20 protein-coding genes are annotated in these 21,827 nt (G+C 67.7%); 14 read left to right on the top strand and 6 right to left on the bottom strand.

Annotated elements, in window-relative coordinates; translation table 11 throughout:
* Window positions 1–10 precede the first annotated feature (10 nt).
* The 6 genes from AL755_RS20895 (at window position 11) to AL755_RS20870 (ending at window position 5,926) form a co-directional block, all read left to right on the top strand.
* Entirely contained in the window at window positions 11–1,126 is a 1,116-nt protein-coding gene (locus AL755_RS20895; RefSeq protein WP_082369472.1) for a FecCD family ABC transporter permease, read from the top strand.
* Window positions 1,123–2,187 (top strand): FecCD family ABC transporter permease, encoded by a 1,065-nt coding sequence (locus AL755_RS20890; protein WP_445290485.1) that lies wholly within the window; start codon window positions 1,123–1,125, stop codon window positions 2,185–2,187. The genes AL755_RS20895 and AL755_RS20890 overlap by 4 nt, the downstream gene beginning before the upstream one ends.
* Before the next feature lies 1 nt (window position 2,188).
* Entirely contained in the window at window positions 2,189–3,082 is an 894-nt protein-coding gene (locus AL755_RS20885) for an ABC transporter ATP-binding protein (protein ID WP_054012661.1), read from the top strand.
* Window positions 3,079–4,065, top strand: a complete 987-nt coding sequence (locus tag AL755_RS20880; protein WP_054012660.1) for a siderophore-interacting protein — start codon at window positions 3,079–3,081, stop codon at window positions 4,063–4,065. Before AL755_RS20885 ends, AL755_RS20880 begins: the two co-directional genes overlap by 4 nt.
* A 104-nt stretch (window positions 4,066–4,169) precedes the next feature.
* Window positions 4,170–4,589, top strand: coding sequence for a VOC family protein (locus tag AL755_RS20875; RefSeq protein ID WP_054012659.1), 420 nt, complete (start codon window positions 4,170–4,172; stop codon window positions 4,587–4,589).
* A 131-nt stretch (window positions 4,590–4,720) separates the two neighbouring features.
* The gene (locus AL755_RS20870) at window positions 4,721–5,926 is read left to right on the top strand and encodes a metal-dependent hydrolase family protein (RefSeq protein WP_054012658.1); all 1,206 of its coding nucleotides are present in this window, start codon (window positions 4,721–4,723) and stop codon (window positions 5,924–5,926) included.
* 27 nt (window positions 5,927–5,953) lie between these two features.
* Here AL755_RS20870 and AL755_RS20865 read toward each other — a convergent pair whose 3' ends face one another.
* Window positions 5,954–6,187 (bottom strand): hypothetical protein, encoded by a 234-nt coding sequence (locus tag AL755_RS20865; RefSeq protein WP_054012657.1) that lies wholly within the window; start codon window positions 6,185–6,187, stop codon window positions 5,954–5,956.
* A gap of 187 nt (window positions 6,188–6,374) precedes the next feature.
* Complete coding sequence (locus AL755_RS20860) at window positions 6,375–6,839, bottom strand: MarR family winged helix-turn-helix transcriptional regulator (RefSeq protein WP_054012656.1); 465 nt, start codon at window positions 6,837–6,839, stop codon at window positions 6,375–6,377.
* A 101-nt stretch (window positions 6,840–6,940) separates the two neighbouring features.
* Here AL755_RS20860 and AL755_RS20855 point away from each other — a divergent pair, with 101 nt between their 5' ends.
* Window positions 6,941–8,833 carry an ABC transporter ATP-binding protein gene (locus tag AL755_RS20855; protein WP_237762567.1) on the top strand — a complete coding sequence of 631 codons (1,893 nt, stop codon included), beginning with the start codon at window positions 6,941–6,943 and terminating at the stop codon, window positions 8,831–8,833.
* 14 nt (window positions 8,834–8,847) lie between these two features.
* On the opposite strand, the gene AL755_RS20850 is transcribed toward AL755_RS20855, so the two are convergent.
* The gene (locus AL755_RS20850; RefSeq protein ID WP_054012655.1) at window positions 8,848–10,287 is read right to left on the bottom strand and encodes an MFS transporter; all 1,440 of its coding nucleotides are present in this window, start codon (window positions 10,285–10,287) and stop codon (window positions 8,848–8,850) included.
* 104 nt (window positions 10,288–10,391) lie between these two features.
* Between AL755_RS20850 and AL755_RS20845 the strand changes: the two genes are divergently transcribed.
* The 7 genes from AL755_RS20845 (at window position 10,392) to AL755_RS20815 (ending at window position 17,096) form a co-directional block, all read left to right on the top strand.
* On the top strand, window positions 10,392–11,177 hold the full coding sequence (locus AL755_RS20845) for an SGNH/GDSL hydrolase family protein (protein WP_054012654.1): 786 nt from the start codon (window positions 10,392–10,394) through the stop codon (window positions 11,175–11,177).
* A gap of 391 nt (window positions 11,178–11,568) precedes the next feature.
* Window positions 11,569–11,805 carry a 50S ribosomal protein L28 gene (gene rpmB / locus AL755_RS20840; RefSeq protein ID WP_054012653.1) on the top strand — a complete coding sequence of 79 codons (237 nt, stop codon included), beginning with the start codon at window positions 11,569–11,571 and terminating at the stop codon, window positions 11,803–11,805.
* Entirely contained in the window at window positions 11,805–11,972 is a 168-nt protein-coding gene (rpmG, locus tag AL755_RS20835) for a 50S ribosomal protein L33 (protein WP_044574616.1), read from the top strand. The genes rpmB and rpmG overlap by 1 nt, the downstream gene beginning before the upstream one ends.
* 4 nt (window positions 11,973–11,976) lie before the next feature.
* Entirely contained in the window at window positions 11,977–12,282 is a 306-nt protein-coding gene (rpsN, locus tag AL755_RS20830) for a 30S ribosomal protein S14 (protein WP_038465689.1), read from the top strand.
* A gap of 234 nt (window positions 12,283–12,516) precedes the next feature.
* Window positions 12,517–12,804 (top strand): HU family DNA-binding protein, encoded by a 288-nt coding sequence (locus AL755_RS20825; protein ID WP_054012652.1) that lies wholly within the window; start codon window positions 12,517–12,519, stop codon window positions 12,802–12,804.
* Window positions 12,805–12,945: 141 nt separating this feature from the next.
* Window positions 12,946–15,165, top strand: coding sequence for a cytochrome c oxidase assembly protein (locus tag AL755_RS20820; RefSeq protein ID WP_054012651.1), 2,220 nt, complete (start codon window positions 12,946–12,948; stop codon window positions 15,163–15,165).
* Window positions 15,165–17,096, top strand: coding sequence for an NHL domain-containing thioredoxin family protein (locus tag AL755_RS20815; RefSeq protein WP_054012650.1), 1,932 nt, complete (start codon window positions 15,165–15,167; stop codon window positions 17,094–17,096). The genes AL755_RS20820 and AL755_RS20815 overlap by 1 nt, the downstream gene beginning before the upstream one ends.
* An 84-nt stretch (window positions 17,097–17,180) precedes the next feature.
* Here the strand turns inward: AL755_RS20815 and AL755_RS20810 are convergent, their stop codons facing one another.
* The 3 genes from AL755_RS20810 to AL755_RS20800 form a co-directional block, all read right to left on the bottom strand.
* Entirely contained in the window at window positions 17,181–18,167 is a 987-nt protein-coding gene (locus AL755_RS20810; RefSeq protein ID WP_054012649.1) for a hypothetical protein, read from the bottom strand.
* 59 nt (window positions 18,168–18,226) lie between these two features.
* Complete coding sequence (locus tag AL755_RS20805) at window positions 18,227–19,813, bottom strand: helicase HerA-like domain-containing protein (RefSeq protein ID WP_054012648.1); 1,587 nt, start codon at window positions 19,811–19,813, stop codon at window positions 18,227–18,229.
* A 101-nt stretch (window positions 19,814–19,914) separates the two neighbouring features.
* Entirely contained in the window at window positions 19,915–21,735 is a 1,821-nt protein-coding gene (locus AL755_RS20800; protein WP_054012647.1) for an HNH endonuclease signature motif containing protein, read from the bottom strand.
* Between the last annotated feature and the right edge of the window lie 92 nt (window positions 21,736–21,827).

The raw sequence follows: 21,827 nt of genomic DNA, 5'->3' as shown, positions 1-21,827 counted from the left end.
CAAGCACCTCATGACGACCCGGACGGCCTCCATGGCGGCAACACAAAGTACGACGGCGGCCCCCGCCGCCGCGATCACGGCACCCAGTGTGGCACCCAGTGTGGCCGGCACAGTCACGGCCGGCCGGTTTTCCGGCCGCTCACGCGCGCTCTGGACCGTGGTTGCCGTGGCCGTGCTGGTCCTATTGGTGCTGGCATCGCTGGCCATCGGTGCCCGTTACGTGCCGCTGCCGGTGGTCCTGGACACGCTGGTCAACCCCGATCCGTCCAACGGCGACCACGCCGTGGTGCTGTCCCGGCTGGTCCGCACCGTGGCCGGCCTGGTGGTGGGCGCCTCGCTGGGCCTGGCCGGGACGTCGATGCAGGGGGTGGCCCGCAATCCGCTGGCCGATCCCGGGATCCTGGGCATCAACGCCGGCGCCTCGCTGGCCGTCGTGGCCTCCATTTTCTTCCTGGGCGCGAGCAGTGTCTCCAGCTACCTGTGGTTCGCGTTCGCGGGCAGCGCCGTGGCCGCCGTCGTCGTTTATTCGGTGGCGAGCCTGGGCCGTGACGGCGCCACCCCGGTGAAGCTGGCGCTGGCCGGCGCCGCCATGGCCGCCGGGATGGGATCGCTCATGAGCGCCATGCTGGTCACCAGCCAGGCCTCGCTGGAGCTGTTCCGGACCTGGCAGGTGGGCGCGCTGGCCGGCAAATCCTGGGATTCCGTCACCGCCGTGCTGCCATTCGTGGCCGTCGGCGCCGTGATCCTGCTCGGCACCGGAAAGCTGCTGAACAACCTGGCACTGGGCGACGACGTGGCGCGCGGCCTGGGCGTGCGGCCGGGCCTGGGCCGGGCCGTCTCCGCGATCGGGATCGTGCTGCTGTGCGGCAGCGCCACGGCGTTGGCCGGCCCCATCGGGTTCATCGGTCTCGTGGTGCCGCACATGCTGCGCGGAATCTTCGGCCCGGACTACCGGTGGCTGCTGCCGCTGTCCCTGGTGGCCGCCCCGGCCGTGCTGCTGTTCGCCGACGTGGTGGGCCGGGTCATCCTGCTGCCGGGCGAGGTACCTGCCGGGATCGTTGCCGCCCTGATGGGTGCGCCCGTGTTCATCGCCGTGGTGCGCCGCGGAAAGCGGGCGGCACTGTGAGTGCCGGGATCGCGCAGGCTGTTGAGCACGCAGCCGAACCCGCCGCCGCCGCGGCGGTGCGGGCGCTGCGCGGGCGGCCCCGCCGTCGCCGGCGCCTGGTCACCGCGGCGCTGGCCCTGCTGGTGTTCGGCCTGCTGGCCGTGAATATCCTGCTGGGCAGCTACACCGTCACCATCCCCGACTTCCTCCGGCTGCTGGCCGGCGCGCACATCCCCGGCGCCAGCTTCATCGTCATGGACAACAAGCTGCCGCAGGCCCTGACGGGGCTTTTGGCGGGGGCGTCGTTTGGCGTGGCCGGCGCCATCTTCCAGTCCATGCTGCGCAACCCGCTGGCCAGCCCCGACATCATCGGCATCAGCTACGGGGCCAGCGCCACGGCCGTCGCCGCGATCGTGATCTTCGGGATCAGCGGCGTGGGCGTGTCCCTCGCGGCCGTGATCGGCGCCCTGGTGGTGGCCCTGCTCATCACCGTGCTGGCCCGGGGCCGGGGCGGTTCCGGACTGATCCTGATCGGCATCGGCGCGGCCGCGTTCATGCAGGCCGCCGTCACGTTCATGCTGGCCCGGGCGGACATCAACAACGCCCAGGACGCCATGGTGTGGCTGACGGGCTCGCTGAACTCGGCCGACTGGGGGCGGGTCATCGTGCTGACCGTGGCCCTCGCCGTGCTGCTGCCGGTTGTCGCCTTCGCATCCCGCGGGCTGCAGGGCCTGCAACTGGGCGAGGACACCGCCGCCGGGCTCGGCTTCAACGTGCCCCGGACAAGGATCCTGCTGACGGTGCTGGGCGTCCTGCTGGCCGCCCTGCCCACCGCCGCGGCCGGCCCCATCGCATTCGTGGCCTTCCTGTCCGGGCCCATCGCCAAACGCCTCAACGGGGGAGCGCCAAGCCTGGGCCTGTCCGCCCTGGTCGGCGCCGGCATCGTGCTGGGCGCCAACTTCCTGGCCATCAACGGAATACCCGGCACGTCCCTGCCGGTGGGCGTGGTGACCGGTGCGCTGGGCGCGCCGTTCCTGCTGTGGCTGCTGATCTCGACCAACCGCAACAGCCAAGGAGGCTGACATGAGCGCAAAGACTTCCACCCCGGCATCCGCCCTGGGCGCCGAGGGAGTATCCCTCGGCTACGGCGACCGCAGGATCGTCGATTCACTGTCCGTGGAGCTGCCCGCAGGCCGGGTGACCATCATCGTCGGCGCGAACGCCTGCGGAAAATCCACCTTGCTGCGCGGCCTGGCCCGCCTGCTCAAGCCAAGTGCCGGCGTCGTCCAGCTCAACGGCACCGACATCCACAAGATGCCCACCAAGACGCTGGCCCGGGAGCTGGGCATCCTGCCGCAGACACCCACCGCACCCGACGGCATCACCGTCGCCGACCTTGTGGGCCGCGGCCGCAGCCCGCACCAGGGCTGGTTCCGGCAATGGACCGCCGACGACGACGCCGCCGTCGCCGAGGCGCTCACGGCGACCGGCACGCTGGAGCTGGCCGAGCGGAGCATCGACGAACTTTCCGGCGGGCAGCGCCAGCGCGTGTGGATCGCCATGGCACTGGCCCAGCAAACCGACATCCTGCTGCTCGACGAGCCCACCACCTACCTGGACCTGGCGCACCAGGTGGAGGTGCTCGACGTGGTGTCCGAACTCAACGCCCGGCGCGGCATCACGGTGGCCATTGTGCTGCACGATCTGAACCTTGCCGCCCGGTACGCGGACCACCTGATCGCCATGAAGGCCGGGCGGATCGTGGCGCAGGGCGAGCCGTCGGCCGTCATGACCGCGGAGCTCGTGCAGGAGGTTTTCGGACTGGAATCGGTGGTGGTGCCGGATCCGGTGGTGGGTTCGCCCATGGTGGTGCCCGTGGGGCGCCGGGCCGCGGCGTTCGCGGCGGCCGCAAAAAAGAGCGACCCGGCAGTTCCCACAATTTCGGCAATATCCGCGATGGAAGGTGTGCAGGCATGAGTGCAGCAACGATTGAACGGCCCGCCGAGGTCATCCGGCCCATCCGGGTGTTCAACGGAACCGTGGGCGCCGTGCGCCAGCTGACCCCGCATTTCCTCCGGATCACGGTGGTGGGACCCGAGCTTGAGCACTTCGGCACGAACGCCGACGGCCACACCCTGGACCTGCGGATCAAGGTCATGATCCCGGTCCCGGGGCACCCGCTGCCCGACTTTGGCGCCGTGGAGGGCGTCCTGGATGACGGCTGGTACCAAACCTGGCTGGCCATGGACCCGGACACGCGCGGCTACATGCGCACGTACACGGTCCGGGCGCTGCGCCCCGCCGTCCCGGCCTCGGGCGGCCGTGCCGCCGTGTCCGCCGAGGTGGACCTCGACTTCGTCATGCACCTCGACGGCGGCTCCGGACCGGCCGCCCTCTGGGCATCCCAAGCGCAGGTGGGGGACCCCATGGTGCTGATCGGCCCCGACGCGCGCTCCGGCGACTGCCTGGGCATCGAGTTCGATCTTGGCGCGGCGAACCGGGTGCTGCTGGTGGGCGACGAGACCGCCGTTCCGGCCATCGCCGGCATCCTGGCGACCCTGCCCGCACACGTCACGGGGCACGCCGTTTTGGAGGTCCCCGCCGCCGAGGACTTCCTGGACCTGCCCACGGAATCGGGCGTGGAGGTGCGCTGGCTGGCACGCGCCGGGGGTTCGGCCGGGGCTGCGGCGCACGGCGGGCTGATGTCCGCCGACGTCCACCGGATCATCGCGCCGTCGGCCTGCAGCCGCGGCGAGGAGCCCGACGACGTCGACATCGACGCGGACATCCTGTGGGAGACGCCGCTGATGGAACCGGGCGAGGGCTTCTACGCCTGGATTGCCGGCGAGGCCGCCGCCGTCCGGGAGCTGCGCCGCTACCTGGTGCGCGACGTCGGCGTGGACCGCAACGCCGTCGCCTTCATGGGCTACTGGCGGCTCGGCAAGGCGCAGGCATCCTGAGCCGGCACCTCCTGATACTGCACCTCCTGACAGTGCACCTCCTGACAGGGGGCATGATTCGGGGCATAATGCTGTGCATCCACACTTTTCCTAAGGAGACCGGCATGACGACTCGCCTCAACCCGTACCTTGGCTTTCGCGGCAACGCAAAGGACGCCATGGAGTTTTACCAGAGTGTCTTCGGCGGCGAATTGACGCTCAGCAGCTTCCGCGACGGCGGCGGCGGCGTCGAGGAGGCCGAGCTGGACCAGATCATGCACGGCGCGCTCCTCACCGATGGCGGCCTTTCGCTGATGGGCTCCGACACGCCCAGCCACATGGAATTCACCCCCGGCACCAACCACCAGGTCTCGCTCACCGGCGAGGATGAGGCCGAACTCCGCGGCTACTGGGACAAGCTGTCCGCCAGCGGCACCGTCACCATGCCGCTCGAGAAGGCGCCGTGGGGCGACACCTTCGGCATGTGCGTTGACGGTTACGGGATCCCCTGGCTGGTCAACATCTCGGGCGCCCCGCAGGGCTGATCCGAACGACGGCGGCTGTCACTTTTCGCGCGAAAGGTGACAGCCGCCGTCGTCGTTAAGATGGAAATGCCACAGCTTATGACCACCACCCAATCCGGACGCTGCCATCCGGGGAAACAGGAGATTCCGCCATGTCCAACGCCGCCACCGGGACGCTGACCATCACCAACGCGCTGATCTTTGACGGGTCTTCACCGGAGCTGGTGGAGGGCTCGATCGTGATGCGCGACGGCGTCATCGAGGCCGTGGGCGACGTGGCGCCGGTGGGTGAGGTGGTCGACGCCGGCGGGAAAGTGGTGGTTCCCGGGCTCATCGACGCGCACTTCCACGCCTACGCCGTGGGGCTGGGCGGCTTCGAGGTGGAAAAGGGCCCGTTGAGCTATGCGGCGCTCGTGGGTGCGCAACGCCTGGGGTCGGCGCTGAAGCGCGGCTTCACCACGGTGCGCGACGTGGCCGGCGGCGACATCGGCCTGGCCAAGGCGGTGCGCGGCGGCGTGTTCGCATCCCCGCGCTACCTGTTCACTGGCCCGGCCATGAGCCAGACCGGCGGTCACGGCGACCCCCGGGCCGAGGACCTGGACCTGTGCTTCAGCCATGGCCACATGTGCTCCGTCATCGACGGTGTGGACGATCTCCGCAAGGCCGTCCGCGACAGGTTCCGCACCGGCAGCCACGCCATCAAGATCATGACCTCCGGCGGCGTCGTCTCGCTGACCGATCCCATCCGGGTTCCGCAGTATTCGGCCGCCGAAATCCAGGCCGTCGTGGAGGAGGCGGGCCGCCGCAACAGCTATGTGGCCGCCCACGCGTACTCGCCCGAGGCCATCAGGCATTCCGTGGAGAACGGGGTGCGGACCATTGAACACGGAAACCTCATGGATCAGGAAACCGCCGAACTCATGGCCCGACACGGCAGCTACCTGGTACCCACGCTGGCCGCCTACGACGCCATGAACCGCCGCGGCGAGGCGCTGGGCCTGCACCCGGTTTCGCAGGTGAAGAACGCCGAGGTGCTCTCCGCCGGCAAGACCGCCATCGCCCTGGCGTTGGCGGCCGGGGTCAAGGTCGGCTTTGGCTCGGACTTGATGGGCGAGCTCGAGAACGACCAATTGGTGGGCGTGCGCCTGCAAAGTGAATCGGCGGGCATGTTTGAGACGTTGAAGTCCATGACATCCGTCAACGCGGAGATCATCCAGGACGCCGGGCTCGGCCGAATTGGCGCCGGGGCGCATGCCGATGTGGTGATCCTGGACGGCAACCCGTTCGACGATTCCGCCGTCCTGTGGGACGAGGCCCGCCCGCGCGTGGTCATCCAGGCCGGCCGCATCGTGGCCTAGTCCGGGTGCTGCGGGCAGGCCCCGCGCTCAGGCAGCGGGGACCAGCCAAAGGCTGAAGGTGTCGAGCGGAATGAGCTTCCGCCGCCCCGTGTCCTCGGAGATGATCCACAAGACGCGCGCCTCGGGTGCCACGTCGTCGACGAAGCCGCGGTGCACCACCATGTCGAGCACGCGTGCCTCCACCCGGTTGCCGCGAATCAGCGGCATCAGGCTTCTGACCCGGGTGGCCCGGGCGGATTCGGCTGAAACTTCCAGTGACATGGTGTGCCTCCTTGGTAGACCGTCATTTCCTGGCCGCGTATGGCCATGAAACAAGTCTGCCGGGGCAATGTTGCGCCCGTGTTGCGGGCCGGTAAGAAGTTTGTGGCGATCGTCGGTCGAGCTTGTCGAGGCCCTGGATCTCGAGGCCCTGGATCTCGACAAGCTCGATCACCGGGGCCCTCCTCGATCAGTGGCCCAGCTGTCCCAGGATCCGGGCCAGGTCCGCCTGGTCGTCGGCGCTGAGCCGGCCAAAGTATTCGTTGGCCTTCTCGCGCCGTTCCGCGCCCGCCTTCGCGAACAGTTCCTCACCCTCCGCCGTGGCCCGCACCAGGGTGGCGCGCCGGTCGGTGGGGTCCGGTTCGCGGCGCACCAGGCCCTTGGCCTCGAGCTGGTCCACCACCTCGGTGGCGGAGCGCGGGGCAATGCGGAGCCGGTCCGCCAAATCCTTCAGGCGCAGTCCGCCGCCGTCGGACAAGTTGCCGGAGCAGGCCCCGGAATAGCCGCCCCCGCGCAGCAGCGTGGACAACGCCCGCCACTGGTGCGGGGTCAGGTCCCATGGGGAGAGCTGATCGGCCCACGTGCGGCGCAGCCCGCGGAAAGCGGCATGGAAAAGTTCGCCGAGGTCGGCCGGGTCTGCTGGCTGGGATCGCATTCCACCATTCTAGCAATTTGACCGGCAACCACATAGTGAGGTAACCTCTGTATTAATTGGTGCGAGTCCCGCACCCCCGCACACCACTGGAGGTGGTGCTTGTGACGGAGAATATCCTCACTCAGAATCCCGGCCGGCCCGGCGCTCCCGGTAACGGAAATCCAAACCGCCCCGGCGCCGGAAACCGCGCCGGCGGCCGTGGCCTCGGCCGCGTCAACCCGGCGGACCGCACGCAACTGGAGCGGCAGCCCGTCAGCCTCAAGCGCGTCGCGGCCCTCTTCGCCCCGCACAAGGTGACGATCGCCGTCGTCGTGCTTTTGCTCAGCGCGTCCAGCATTGTCAGCCTGGCCCAGCCATTCTTGGTCCGCCACATCATCGACACCGCACTGCCGCACAAGGACGTGCGCCTGCTCCTGTGGCTCACCGGCGGGCTGGTTGCCGTGGCTGCCGCGACGTCCGTGATCGGCGTCCTGCAGACGTGGATGACCACCGGCATGGGCCAAACCATCATGCACAAGCTGCGCACCCAGCTGTTCACGCACCTGCAAAAGCAGTCGCTGGGCTTCTTCACCCGGACCCGCGGCGGCGAGGTGCAATCCCGGCTGAACAACGACATCACCGGCATGCAAACCGTCATCACATCCACGGCCACCGGCATCGCCTCGAACGTCACCACCACGGTCGCCACGGCCGTCGCCATGGTGGCGCTTTCCCCCAAACTTTCGCTGCTCTCGCTGATCGTGCTCCCGCCGGCCATCTGGTTCACCCGTCGCGTGGCCCTGCTGCGTCGCGACATCACGAGCACGCTGCAAAGCGAACTGGCCACCATGAACACGCAGGTCGAGGAGGGGCTGAGCATTTCCGGGGTCCGGCTCGCCAAGACGCTCGGCACCACCGGCCGCGACGCCAGCCGCTACACCACCAGCTCGGCGCGCCTCATCGATTTGGAAATGCGCTCCCAACTGGCGGGCCGCTGGCGGATGGCCGCCATGGGCATCATCTTCTCCGCCATCCCCGCGGTCATCTACCTGGCCGCCGGCCTTCCCGCCACGAGCGGCGGCATGACCATCGGCACCCTGGTCGCGTTCACGGCGCTGCAGGGCACCATCTTCCGCCCTATCATGGGCCTGATGAGCCTCGGCGTCCAGTGGGTCACGGCCATGGCCTTGTTCAGCCGCATCTTTGAATACCTCGACCTCAAACCCGAAATCACCGCACCCGCCAATCCGGCCAAGCTGGACCCGGCCACGGTGCGCGGCGAGGTCCGCTTCGAGGGTGTCCGTTTCGCGTACGACGACGGCACGGACGTCCTGCACGGCATCGACCTTGCGCTTCCCGCCGGGGAAACCACCGCCGTGGTGGGTCCCACCGGCTCCGGGAAATCGACCATGGGCTCGCTGGTCTCCCGCCTGCACGACGCCACCGCCGGGCGGATCACCATTGACGGGGTGGACGTCCGGGACATCGCCCCGGAGGACCTGACCCGCATTGTTGGGGTCGTGTCCCAGGAAACGTACCTGATCCACGACACCATCCGGGAAAACCTGCTCCTCGCCAAGCCCGACGCGGACGACGCCGAACTCTGGAGCGCGCTGGCCTCGGCCCAGATCGCCGACCTGATCGCCGGCCTGCCGGACGGGCTGGACACCATGGTGGGTGCCCGCGGGCACCGATTCTCCGGGGGAGAGCAGCAACGCCTGGCCATCGCCCGGACCATCCTGCGCAACCCGAAGGTGCTGGTCCTGGACGAGGCAACCTCGGCGCTGGACAACACCACCGAGGCCCTGGTGCAGTCGGCTCTTGACCGGCTCGCCGTGGGCCGGACCACGCTGACCATCGCGCACCGGCTCTCCACCGTGGAGAAGGCCGAACAGCTCGTGGTCCTGGCCGGCGGAACCATTGTGGAGGCGGGCTCGCCCGCCGCGCTGCAGGACGCGGACGGCGCCTATGCGCGGCTGCGCGAGTCCCGCGAGGAGGAACCGGCAGCAGTCTAGCGAGCTGGCACTGCCTAGTTCGCCGCGGCCCGCCGGGACACGACCGCAGTGGCCAGTGCGAGCAGCAGTGCCACGCCAAATGCCATGACGTAGCCGGACTCACCGAACAGGAGCAACGCCGCAAAGACCGCACCCACCACGCCCAGCGCGGCCGCCGTCGTCAGCGTTTCACTCAGCTGGAGGGCGGAGGCGTTGGTGCCTTGTTCGTGCAAGGCCGACGTCTCCAGCACCAGCACGGACTGCGTGGGGTAGGCCAGACCAATGCCGAAACCGGCGGCGATCCAGCCAAGCCAGGCGATCCACACGGGTGATCCGGGCACCAGCACGAAGGCCGAGACCAGCATGCCGGCCAGCATGAAGGCGGCACCCAGGCGCAGCGACCGGGCCGGCTTCAACCTGCCGCGGCCCGCCAGCCAGGCGCCCACGGCCCAGGTCACTCCGCCCACCGTCAGCGACAACCCGGCCAGCCAGGCGGGCAGGCCGCGCTGGTCGATCATATACAGCGGCAGGTATACATCGGCGATCGTGAACGCGGTCCCCATGAGCCCGCGCATCAGGATCAGCGACGGCAGCCCGCGGACCATCCGCCACGTCCCCCGCGGCAGCAGCTTGCTCACCGACACGCACAGCAGTACGACGGCGACCCCCAGTTCCACGGGCCACCACGGCTGGGCACGGGCGCTGGCATCGCCCAGGGCCAGCACGGACGCCGAGGCGGCAACGGCCCACAACGGCCTCCGCCAGATTGGCGGCTCGGTCTCGACGCGCTCGACCACCGAAGCGGTGATCGAGCCTGTCGAGATCCCGTGCCCGGTGGAGGCCGGCTCGGTCTCGACGCGCGCGACCACCTTGGCCGGGGCCGCTGCGCGTTCGTTCATGCCCGCGCCCCGGGTGCCCCGGTACACGATTACGGCGGCAATGACGGCCAGCACGGGCACGGTGGCGAAGACCCAGCGCCAGCCAAAGTGGTCGGTGATGATCCCGCTCAGGGCCGGGCCCACGATCGAGGGCAGCAGCCATGCTGCGGCGAGGGCGCCGAACATCTTGGGGCGCAGGTGGTTGGGGAACACGCGGGCGATCGCCACATACAGGGCCACGCCGTCGAGCCCGGTCCCCAGGCCCTGCAGGGCGCGGGCGGCCACGAGCCATTCCATGGTGGGCGCCGCGGCGGCGCAGGCCAGGCCCACCACGTAGATGGCAACGCCGGCCAGCAGCGGTTTTTGGGGTCCGGACTTATCGATCCAGATGGCCGCCAGCGTCATCGAGACGACGGAGGTGGCCATCGTGATGCCGAACGCCAGGCCGTAGAGGGCCAGGCCGTCCAGTTCCCCGGCGGCGGCCGGCATTGCGGTGGTGATGGCGGCCGCGGAATACGCCACCATGAAGGCCAAGCCGAAGAATCCAATCGTGGCGCCGCGGTACTGCGCGCTCCAGATGGTTACGGGGGCGCTCACCGGCGGGCGGAGTGGATGGCAGTCATAGGATTAGCCTAGTGACAATCCGGTGGCCGCCCATGACGCGACGGCCCGGCACCGCACGGGCGGCAAGGAGACTAGGCGTGGAATTTTCGGCACGGTACGTGGCATTGGGCGACTCGTTCACGGAGGGGCTGGGCGACACCGACGCGTCGCTGCCCAACCAGGTGCGCGGCTGGGCGGACAGGGCCGCAGAGCAGCTGGCACTGCACCACCCGGACGGGCCCGGCGCTTTCGGTTACGCCAATCTGGCGATCCGCGGCAAGAAGATGAAGCAAATCCTGAGCGAACAGGTCGATGCCGCCGTGGCCATGAATCCCACACTCGTCACCAGTTACGCGGGCATCAATGACATCCTGCGCCCCAAGGTGGACATCGACGCCATGGTGGCCGGCTACGGGGAGGCGATCGGGAAGTTGCGGGCCACGGGCGCGCGGGTGCTGATCTTCACCGGTTTTGACGCCAGCAGCTCCAAGGTCTTTGCGGGCATCCGCGGCCGTACCGCCGTCTACAACGAACTGGTCCGGGAGGTCGCCGAGCTCCACGGCGCCGAACTCGTCGACTACTGGCGTTTCCGCGAGTACAACGACTGGCGGTTGTGGGGCGTCGACCGGATGCACATGTCCACGCCCGGGCACATCAACATGGCCAACCACCTCCTGGAAACCCTCGGCGAATCCGCCCGGATCCCGATGCCCGAACTGCCGCCCATCCCGGTGCGGACCACGGCGGAAACGCTCAAGGACAATGCGGCGTGGACCAAGGAATACGTGGGTCCGTGGATCAGCCGGCGCCTGCGCGGCGTGTCCTCCGGCGACAACCTCGACGCCCGCTGGCCGGAACTGCGCTCCCCGCTGCAACAGCATTAAGCAGGCGGCACTCAGCAGGCGGCCCTAAAGAGTACGACGCCGGCCGCCGCCGGTGGGGGACGGGCGCGGAAAGGAATTCCCGGACCCTGCTTCCCTGTTCAAGGGGGCCGTGATAAAGGGCCAATTGGCGTTAAACGGCTCCCTGCAACTAGACTGGGTAGGCGCTAGGTGGCGCGGAGCGTGTGCAATTGCTCCGGTTTGCGGTGATTACCCTCCCGCGGGCCGGTAGTTAGGGGCTCAAGTTGCGTGCCTTCGAAGTTTTAGCCGGACCGGCCGTTGGTCCCATTCATCTTGAAAAAGACGAGTGGAATCATGCTGTCCAAGGGCGAACGCCGCCTAACCGCACGGTTTACATCAGTGAACCGTACCCATTTATTTACTAGGAGTGATCATGGCAGCACACTGCCAGGTGACCGGAGCCGAGCCGGGCTTTGGACATAGCATTTCGCACTCGCACCGCCGCAACAAGCGTCGGTTCGACCCGAACATTCAGAAGAAGCGCTACTGGGTTCCGTCCCTGCGTCGCAACGTGACCCTGCAGGTTTCTGCCAAGGGCATCAAGACCATCGACGTGCGCGGTATTGACTCCGTTGTTGCCTCGATCCTGGCTCGTGGGGTGAAGCTCTAATGGCAAAAGACAAGGACGTACGTCCGATCATCAAGCTGAAGAGCACCGCAGGTACCGGTTTCACGTACGTTACCCGCAAGAACCGTCGTAACACTCCGGACCGTCTGGTCCTGAAGAAGTACGATCCCAAGATCCGTCAGCACGTCGAATTCCGAGAGGAGCGCTAAGACTATGGCTAAGAAGTCCATGATCGCGAAGAACGAGCAGCGCAAGGTCATCGTCGAGCGTTACGCTGAGAAGCGCCTCGCCCTGAAGAAGGCCCTCGTTAACCCGGCCTCCACCGACGAAGAGCGCGAAGCAGCCCGCCTGGGCCTGCAGAAGCTCCCCCGCAACGCCTCGCCGGTGCGCGTTCGCAACCGCGACGCCATCGACGGCCGTCCGCGTGGAACGCTCCAGAAGTTCGGCATCTCCCGTGTACGCTTCCGCAAGATGGCGCACGCCGGCGAACTGCCCGGTATCAAGAAGTCCAGCTGGTAATCACTGATTGTCAGTACTGAAAGGGCGGTGACCGTTACGGTCACCGCCCTTTTTGCTGCCCGCGGCGTCGGCTGAGAGCGAAATAACCGGCAAAAGGCTCAAAAGTGGCCCAGAAAACGCCGGAAAGTAGCGAAATTTGCGCCGAATCCCGTGCAATAACTGGTAAGTTTCCTAGCAGTGGTTGACACGCAACCGCGTGGAATTGAATTTTCTTGATCGTCCAGGAGGACAAACATGGCTAAAAATCGTAGCGAACTGGTTGCCGAAGTTGCCGCAAAGGCTGAGACCAGCCAGACCGCAGTAAACGGCGTTCTGGATGCACTCTTCTCGGTATTCGAGAGCTCCGTTGCAGCCGGCGAAAAGATCACCATCCCGGGCTGGCTCTCCATCGAGCGCACCGACCGTGCAGCTCGCACCGGCCGCAACCCCCAGACGGGCGAGACCATCCAGATCGCAGCCGGCCACAGCGTCAAGCTGTCCGCAGGCTCGAAGCTGAAGGCTGCTGTCTCCACCAAGAAGTAGTCTTTACAAACACTTCACGTGTTGGCGGTCCGCGGTTGCGGGCCGCCTTCACGCATTTAACGGCCCACTTTCAAAGCGCGACGCCAATCCTGAGAACTCCCTGATTAGCCCTATTCCGTCCGGGTGAAAGACAATGGAGAGGTGCCACCCGTAGACTCAGCCCCCACCACAGCCCAACGCCCGGACAGCTCCGCGGCGAATCCCGGCAAACCCGGAACCTTCGCGGACGGAATTCGCAGCCGCTGGTGGTGGCTGGCCCTTGCCGCCGCGGTCCTCGGCGTCGTGGGCGCCCTGCTGTGGACGGGCGCCGCGGGCGTCACCGATCTGGCCGATCCGGGCGCCTTCACCCGGTGGGGATTGCCCGTGGCCACCACCATCCACAACATGGCACTGGCCTCGGTGGTGGGCGCCCTGGTGTTCGCCGTCGTCATCCTGCCCAAGGACCTCAAGGCGCGCCGCCCGCACAGCGGCAACCACAAGTCCCAGGCGGAAAAACGGGCGCTGATGCCCGAACATCCCGCCTTCACGCGCGTCATGGCCCTGGCCGCCGTGGCCGGCTGCGTGTGGACCATGTCCGCGATTGCCGTGCTGGTGCTGACCTATTCAAGCATTTCCGGGCTTCCGCTGGCCGCCACGAGCGACTACGCCAACCAGCTGGTCTTCTTCATGACCGAGCTCCCCGTGGGCCAGGCCTGGCTGACGGTGGTCATCGCCGCGGCCGTGGTCACCACCATGGTGTTCGGCATCCGCTCCGTCAGCGGGCTGGCAGTGCCGCTGGTCCTGGCCCTGCTCGCGTTCATCCCGCAGGCCCTCATTGGCCACTCCGCCTCCAGCGCGGACCACGACGGCGCCGTGAACTCACTGTTCCTGCACATCACCAGCGTCTCCCTCTGGCTGGGCGGCATCGTCGTCCTGGTGGTCGTCTCCGGCGTGTTGGGCAAGCTCACCGCGCCCACTCTCAAGCGCTTCTCGGCCCTGGCCATCTTTGCGTTTGTCGGGGTGTCGGGTTCGGGCGTCCTGAACGCCTCCATCCGCATCACCAACTGGCACGACCTCTTTTACTCCACCTACGGCCAGCTGATCCTGGCAAAATCCGCCGCGACCATCGTGCTCGGCGTGATCGGCTACATGCACCGCAGCTGGATCATTCCCCGCCTGTCCGGCGGCGAGAAGAGCTCGACGGCGAGGAGCACCCGCCGCCTCCTGTGGCAGTTGGTCTTCGGCGAACTGCTGATCATGGGCATCACGAGCGGACTTGCCGTGGGCCTGAGCCGCTCGGCCCCGCCGCAGTCCACCGAACTCGTCGAGGCCGCCCTGTCACCGGCCCAAACCCTCACCGGGTACGCACTGCCCCCCGAACTGACCTTCTCCCGCTGGTTCACCGAATGGCGCATGGACTGGCTGTGGGTGGCGTTTGCCCTGGTGGCCGGCACCGCATACCTCTCGGGGCTTTTGAAGCTGCGCCGCCGCGGCGACAAGTGGCCCGTGCTGCGCAGTATTTCCTGGTTCATCGGCTTGCTGGCCCTTGTCTACATCACCTCGGGCGGCACCGCCGTCTACGGCGCCGTGCTGTTTAGCGCCCACATGGTGGAGCACATGTCCCTGATGGTCATTGCCCCGCTGTTCCTTGCCCTGGGATCGCCCGTTTCGCTGGCCCTGCAGGCGTTGACGCCCCGGCGGGACGGCAGCCGCGGCATCCGGGAATGGATCCTGGTGCTGGTCCACTCCAAGTTCTCGCAGGTGGTCACCCACCCGCTGTTTGCCGCCGCCAACTTCGCCGGCAGCCTGGTGTTGTTCTACTACTCGCCCGCGTTCGACCTGGCCATGCGTTACCACGTGGGCCACGAGCTGATGATCATCCACTTCACGCTCACCGGTTACATCTTCATCATGAGCATGATCGGCAGCGACCCGCTCCCGCGCCGGGCGCCGTTCCCGCTGCGGCTCGTGCTGTTGCTGGCCACCATGGCCTTCCACGCCTTCTTCGGCGTGACCTTGATGATGGCCACCTCCCTGTTGAACGGCGAGTACTTCGGCAACATGGGCCGGGCCTGGGGCGACTCGGCGCTCGTGGACCAGCAGACGGCCGGCGGCATCGCGTGGGGCGTGGGCGAAGTGCCCACCCTGGCCATCGCCATGGGCGTGGCGTACATGTGGTCCCGATCGGACGCCCGCGAGACCAAGCGCAAGGACCGTGCGGCGGACAGGAATAAGGACGCCGACCTCAACGCTTACAATGACATGTTCGCCCAGCTGGCCGCCCGCGACGCCACGATCGACCCGGCCCGCCAAGGCGCCCGCCAGCAGACCGCCCCACCCGCCCCGGAAGCCCCGGCCGCCACCCAAGGAGAAAAGCACTAGTGGAGTCCACACTTTCAACCTCATCCACCGTGCGCGTGCGTGCCTCGGAACTGGAAGGCCGCGGCTGGTTGAACACCGGCGGCGCCGAACTGGGCCTGGAAAAGCTGCGCGGCAAGATCGTGCTGCTGGATTTCTGGACGTTCTGCTGCATTAACTGCCTCCACGTCCTCGACGAACTGCGTCCCCTGGAGGAGCTGTACAAGGACGTTCTGGTGACGGTGGGCGTGCACTCGCCGAAGTTTGAACACGAGGCCGACCCCGTGGCGCTGGCCGCGGCCGTGGAGCGTTACGACATCCACCACCCCGTCCTTGACGACCCCGAACTCCTCACCTGGCAGGCATACTCCGCCCGCGCCTGGCCCACCCTGGTGGTCGTCGACCCCGAGGGCTACATCGTGGCGCACCTTTCCGGTGAAGGCCACGCCGCCGGCCTGGCATCACTGATCCCGGAAATCATCGCCGAGCACGAGGCCAAGGGCACGCTGCATCGCGGTGACGGCCCCTACGTGGCACCCGAGCCGGTGTCCCGCGACCTGCGCTTCCCCGGCAAGGTGCTGCCCCTGCCCGGCGGCACGTTCCTGGTCTCCGACACCGGCCACCACGCCCTCGTGGAAATGGCCGCCGACCTGGCCACGGTTGTCCGCCGGATCGGTTCCGGGGCCAAGGGCTTCACCGACGGCGCCGCAACCGAGGCCGAATTCAACGAGCCCCAGGGCCTGGCCCTGCTCCCGGCCGAGCTGGCGGCGGCAGTGGGGTACGACGTCGTCGTGGCCGACTCCGTCAACCACCGCCTGCGCGGCGTCACCCTGGCCACGGGTGCCGTGCGCACCGTGGCCGGCAACGGCGTGCAGCGCCTCCTGGACGCCGGCCCCGCCCGCGTGAACGACGACGGCGCCAACGCGTCCGAGACGTTCCTGGGCAACGCGCCCCTCGACGTGGCGTTGTCCTCGCCGTGGGACGTGGCGTACTCCTCCGTGCTGAAAACCGTGGTGGTCGCCATGGCCGGCACGCACCAAATTTTCGGCTTCGACCCCGCCACCGGCGCCGTCACGATCGTGGCCGGCAACGGTTTGGAGGGCCTGCTCGACGGACCCGCCGACCAGGCCTGGTTCGCACAGTCGTCCGGCGTGACCGAGGACGCCCAGGGCAATATCTGGGTGGCCGATTCGGAAACCTCGGCGCTGCGCGTGCTCAAGTTCGCGCAGGACGGCTCCGTGACCGTGGAGACGGCGATCGGCGAGGGCCTGTTCGACTTCGGCTTCCGCGACGGCGACGCCGACCAGGCCCGCCTGCAGCACCCGCTCGGCGTTGCAGTGCTTCCCGACGGTTCCGTGGCCATCGCCGACACCTACAACGGTGCCGTGCGCCGCTACGACCCCGCTACGAAGCAGGTCAGCACGCTGGCCCGCGGCCTCGCCGAGCCGAGCGACGTGTTGCTCGACGAATCCGGCGACGTCCCGCTGCTCATCGTGGTCGAGGCCAACAAGCACCAGCTGATCCGGCTGCCGCTGCCCAAGAACGCACTTCAGGTGGACGAGGGTGCCGTGCAAACGCAGCGCCCCAAGACGCCCGTGGCGGCCGGCGAGCTCGCGCTGACCATCCGCTTCAAGGCGCCCACGGGACAAAAGCTGGACGACCGCTGGGGCGACCCCACCCAGCTGAAGGTCTCCTCCACCCCGCCGGAACTGCTGCTCGACGGCGCGGGCACCTCGGTGGGCCTGTCCAGGACGCTGCGGCTCTCCCCGGACGTCCCCGAGGGCGTGCTGCACTTTACGGCCCGCGCGGCCGCCTGCGACGGCCCCGAGGACGCCAACGGCGAGATCCCGGACCACGCAGCCTGCCACCTGTACCAGCAGGACTGGGGCATCCCGGTGCTGTTGGACGCCGACGGCGCCACGGAACTGGCGCTGGACCTTCGCGGCATGGACTGATCCCCAGCTGCCGGCCCAGAATCGGGTCAAAGATGAACGCCGGCTGCCAGGCCCACATCGCTGTGGGCTTGGCGGCCGGCGTTTTTAGTAGCTGACGACCGGGGTGACATCCACGGTGCTGCCGTCGATCGACAGCTTGGCCGTGAAGCCAAAGTCCTCGGCGGTCTTGACGTCGGAGATGAGCCCGGTGAACAGGTCTTGTTCCTGGTAGGCCACCTGGGCCTTGACGGTCAGCGGTGCCAGGACCCATTTGCCGCCGTACGGTGAAATGTTCACGTCCGGGTATTCCACGACGGTCCAGGTGACGGCCGAGGTCACGCGGTTGTCCGTGGCGGCGCTCATGGGGCAGTTGGACGGCATCAGCACGGCCTGCTTGGCACAGGCGTCGAGGTATTTGTGGATGGTGCCGTCCACCTGCGCCAGCAGCTCGCTGGTGGGTCCCGTGGCCAGTGCGACGGCGGGAACCGAGGTGAGCGGGTTGCTGACGGTGCGCGTCACGGGCGGCGCGGCAAAGAGGGCCGAACGGTATTCCACCTCGTACGAGCCGGGGTAGAACACCGTGAAGGAGTTCTTGCCGTCGGGCATGTTGACGGCGACGCCGTTGATGGAGGCCTGGTTGGCGTTGACCACCGAGACGTTGACCGTGGGCAGCGTGGTGGGGACCATGGTCCAGCTGTCAAAGAACAGCCAATGCTTGGGCCCGGGCGCCAACTTGAAATCGGTGGCCAGCGACGTTCCGCCCACCGTGTAGCTGACGTGGACGGACTTCTGGTTGTTCGCGGCATTGACGGGGTCGTCAATCTTGACGTCCTTCACGGCCTGCTGCGACTTGGCCAGCCCGGGGCCGTCGAGCACGGCGGCGTTTCCGGCCGGCACCCGGGCCTGTAAAAGTCCCAGAGCCTTGGCGCCGTTGCCGTCCTTGAGGGCGGTCAGGTAGTTCTGGACGGTCTTCTGCGGCCCGAACGACGACGAATTGACCATGGTGATGGTGACAATGGCGGCGGCGATGGCCAGCATCAGGATCAGCAGCCACGCGGCCCCAATCTTGATGAGCTGGGTCCCGTTCTTCACCCGTTCAACTGTACCGGCTCACGCGCCGGCGGCCTGAATCGCCCCCGGCGCGCGCGGTTCTAGCGGCGTTTTCGCGGCGCGGTGCCGAACATGTCCCGCATCAGGCTCCTGCCCAGCTGTGAGCCCATGGAGCGGATCATGCTCTTCACGCCGCCGCCCAGGGCCCCGCCCAGGGCGCCCATGACCTCGGAGGCCACGCCGCCGCCGTCGTTCTTGGGGGTGGGAAGCGCCACGGGAGGAGGCGGGGGCAGGGGAGTGCCCACGGCCGGACCCGTCGCGGGCGTCGGGGCCGCAGCGGGGGCCTGCAGCTTCTCGTAGGCGGAGACGGGGTCGACGGCGGTGCCGTACGTGGGCAGGAGGGCTGAGGCGGCGATGACGGCCTTGACGGCGGCATCGGTGCTGGGGCCCATGAGGGAGCCGGGTGCGCGCATGCGCGTCAGGGCGACCGGCGTGGGCGCGCCGTTCTCGTTCATGACGGTCACCACCGCCTCGCCGATGCCGGCGCTGGTGAGCACCTCCTCAAGCTCGTAGTCGCTGACCGGGAAGGTGGAAACGGTGGCCTTGAGCGCCTTGGCGTCGTCGGGCGTGAATGCGCGCAGGGCGTGTTGGACCCTGTTGGCCAGCTGGGCCAGGATGTCGCCGGGGACGTCCTTGGGGGTTTGGGTGACGAAGAAGATGCCCACACCCTTGGAACGGATCAGGCGCACGGTCTGGGTGATGGCGTTCAGGAACGCCTTGCTGGCGCCGTTGAACAGCAGGTGCGCCTCGTCAAAGAAGAACACGAGCTTGGGCTTGTCGGCGTCGCCCACCTCGGGGAGGTCGCGGAAGAGATCGGCCAGCATCCACATCAGGAAGGTGGAGAACAACAGCGGCTTGTCCTGGACGCTGGGCAGTTCCAGGCAGCTGATGACGCCGCGGCCGTCGGGCGCGGTGCGCAGCAGTTCGGCGGTGTCGAACTCGGGCATGCCGAAGAATTCGCTCATGCCCTGGGCGTCCAGCGTGATCAGGTTGCGGAGTATGACGCCGGCCGTGGCCTTGGAAAGCCCGCCCAGCTCCTCCAGGTCCGCCTTGCCTTCGTCGGAGGTCAGGAATTGGATGACGGCGCGCAGGTCCTTCAGATCATACAGTTCCAGGCTCTTGGTGTCGGCGTAGTGGAACACGAGTTGCAGGCTCGACTCCTGCGTTTCGTTCAGGCCAAGCACGCGGGCCAGCAGGATGGGCCCAAACGAGGTGAGCGTGGCCCGTACCGGCACGCCGTTGCCGGCGCCCCCGAGCGCCAGGAACTCCACCGGGAATGCCTTTGATTCCCACTGCTGGCCCAGGGCCTGGGTCCTTGCCGTGAGCTTGTCGCTGCCTTCGCCGGCCGTAGCCAGGCCGGAGAGGTCGCCCTTGATGTCCGCCATGAAAACGGGCACCCCGGCCGTGGAGAGCTGTTCGGCCATCATGTGCAGCGTGACGGTCTTGCCGGTGCCCGTGGCGCCCGCCACGAGTCCGTGCCGGTTCATCATGGCCAGGGGGAGGCCGATCTGCGCCTCCGGATGGACCGCGCCATCCACGATTGCCGCGCCAAGGGCGATGGACGAGCCGGTAAACGTGTAGCCGGCCTGGAAGGTTGCAATGATCTCTGCTGGAGTCTTGGTAGCCATAGCGAAAGAGTACCGTGCGTCACATTCGGATGGCAGGCATTTCGGCAAGGGGAATCCGGTGGCGATCCTCAAAGCTGGTTCCGACCCGTTTTATCCGGGATTCAGGCGGCGTGCGGAGACTCGTATTCGACGAGTATTTGTTCAAAGATGCTCGCTTTTACGCCGTTTGCCGGGGTGGCCGGTCCCGTCGGGGCGTCGTCGGCCGTGGTGTCCCGCAAATCGGTGGCGGCGGCGTTGTTGAGGGTTTTGTCGATGTGTCTTTTCAGCCAGGCTGGGTAGGCAGACGGCGGGATCTCCCTGGGCAGTGGCGGGTGGTACTTGCCCGACGGCGACCGCCAGCCCACGCCTCCATCCCGGGTCGACACCGGTGTCCAGCCGCGGAGCCGGATGCCGGCACGGTCGGGATCCCTGTCCGTCCGGTATCGGCCGTGTTTGTCCTTGTCATCCTTGAAATGCTTGAGCAGGTGGTGGCGTTTGCAGGCCGGCCGCTGGTTTTCCGAGGTTGAGGCGCCACCGTATTCCCACGGCGTGAGGTGGTCCGTTTCCGTGTCGAGGACCGGATTGGTGCAGTTGGGGAAGTAGCAGCTCCCCGCCGTGGCGCGCAGCACCGCCCTTTCGGACTCCCGGATCCAGTACCGCTCGGGGGCCGTGTCCAGCGGTTCGCCGCTGACCGGGTCGGTGAGGATACGCAGGAAGGTGTCGGAGCTGGCGAGGAGTTTGCGGGCCACCGTTTCCGGAATCGGCCCGTAACCGACGAGGTTCGCAGGCTGGTTGGTGTTCCCCAGCAGCCCCAGCGCCGGGACGGTGACGAGGATCTGGGCCTGCGGCATGGGCGGATCGGCGACGGCCATGCCGTCCCGAACGGCATCCAGCTGGTCCAAGTACTCCCGGAGCGGGTCCTCGGCAACCCCGTCGACCAGACCGTCCACGTAGCCGTCCGCTGCCCACAGGGTGTGGCAGCCGCCAAATCCCGTATCGGATTCAGCGCCGATTCCCGCTTCTGCCGCCAGTTCGGATTCGGCGTTCCTGGGAAGCTGCTGCCCCAGCAGGAGTGCGGCGGCGATGTCGGCGCGCAACTGCATCAGCGTCCGGTTCTCCGAGGGACCTTGCAGCTTGCGGGCCTCGCGGGTGCAATGAACCCAAATGCCCTCGGCCGCCGGGGCCGGGAGGTGCAGGGTCAGCCATGACATGCCGTCCCGCCCGGGTTCCATGCGGATGTCGCGTTTGAGGAATGCCTCCTTGGTGCGGACGGGCAGGGACTCCGGATGCGTGCTTTCCCGCAGGCGCCGGGCCTTGGACTTGAAGGCGGAGGGCGTGGTGTGGAGCGCCGCCTTGAGCAGGCGTTGCTCGAAACTCCGCAGATCCTCCGCGCTCATCCCGGGCGTCTGGGCGAGCGTGGACGTTTCGTCGACGATGATCCCGGCATGGCGCCACGACAACGCCCCCGCCGACAAGGCGTCGAGGGCCGCCGGGTGGGATTCGAGCAGTTCGGTGGAGTGGTGGGCCAGGATCGCCGCGGTGCCTTCGGGGATGCACAAAACCGTCGCAATCTCCACCCGGGCCGATACCTCGGCCATGTCGGACTGCCAGGGGTCCAGCGACAATGCGGTGCCTTCCACGGCGGCAGCGTTCATGAGCCGGTCAATCAGGGAGGCCCCGCACGCGGCGGTGGCATCCTCGAGCCGCTTGAGGGCGGACAGCGCTGCAACGGCGTCGTCGTACACGCTGCGGGCCACCAGGGCGCGTGACAAGGGCTCGGGAGTTGGTGCGGGGCAGGGTGTGTAGGGCGGCAAGCCGGCCAGAAGCGGACTGTCTGAGGTGAAGCGTTCAATCGAGGGAAGGACAATCGCAGAGAGGATCGCCGCCACATCCGCTGTGGTGTTGCCACCCCGGCTCCCGGGGTCATCGACCCGATTGCTCATACCTCCATTTTCCTAGAACATAAAGAGCATGTCAATGATCCATATTTGATTTTTCAGGTAAATGTATTCCCATCACAAGCCGGGAAATCCGC

It is taken from the genome of Arthrobacter sp. ERGS1:01, assembly GCF_001281315.1.
Lineage (GTDB): Bacteria > Actinomycetota > Actinomycetes > Actinomycetales > Micrococcaceae > Specibacter.
Note: the sequence above shows the minus strand (reverse complement) of the source record. Positions and strands in the feature narration are given on the sequence as shown.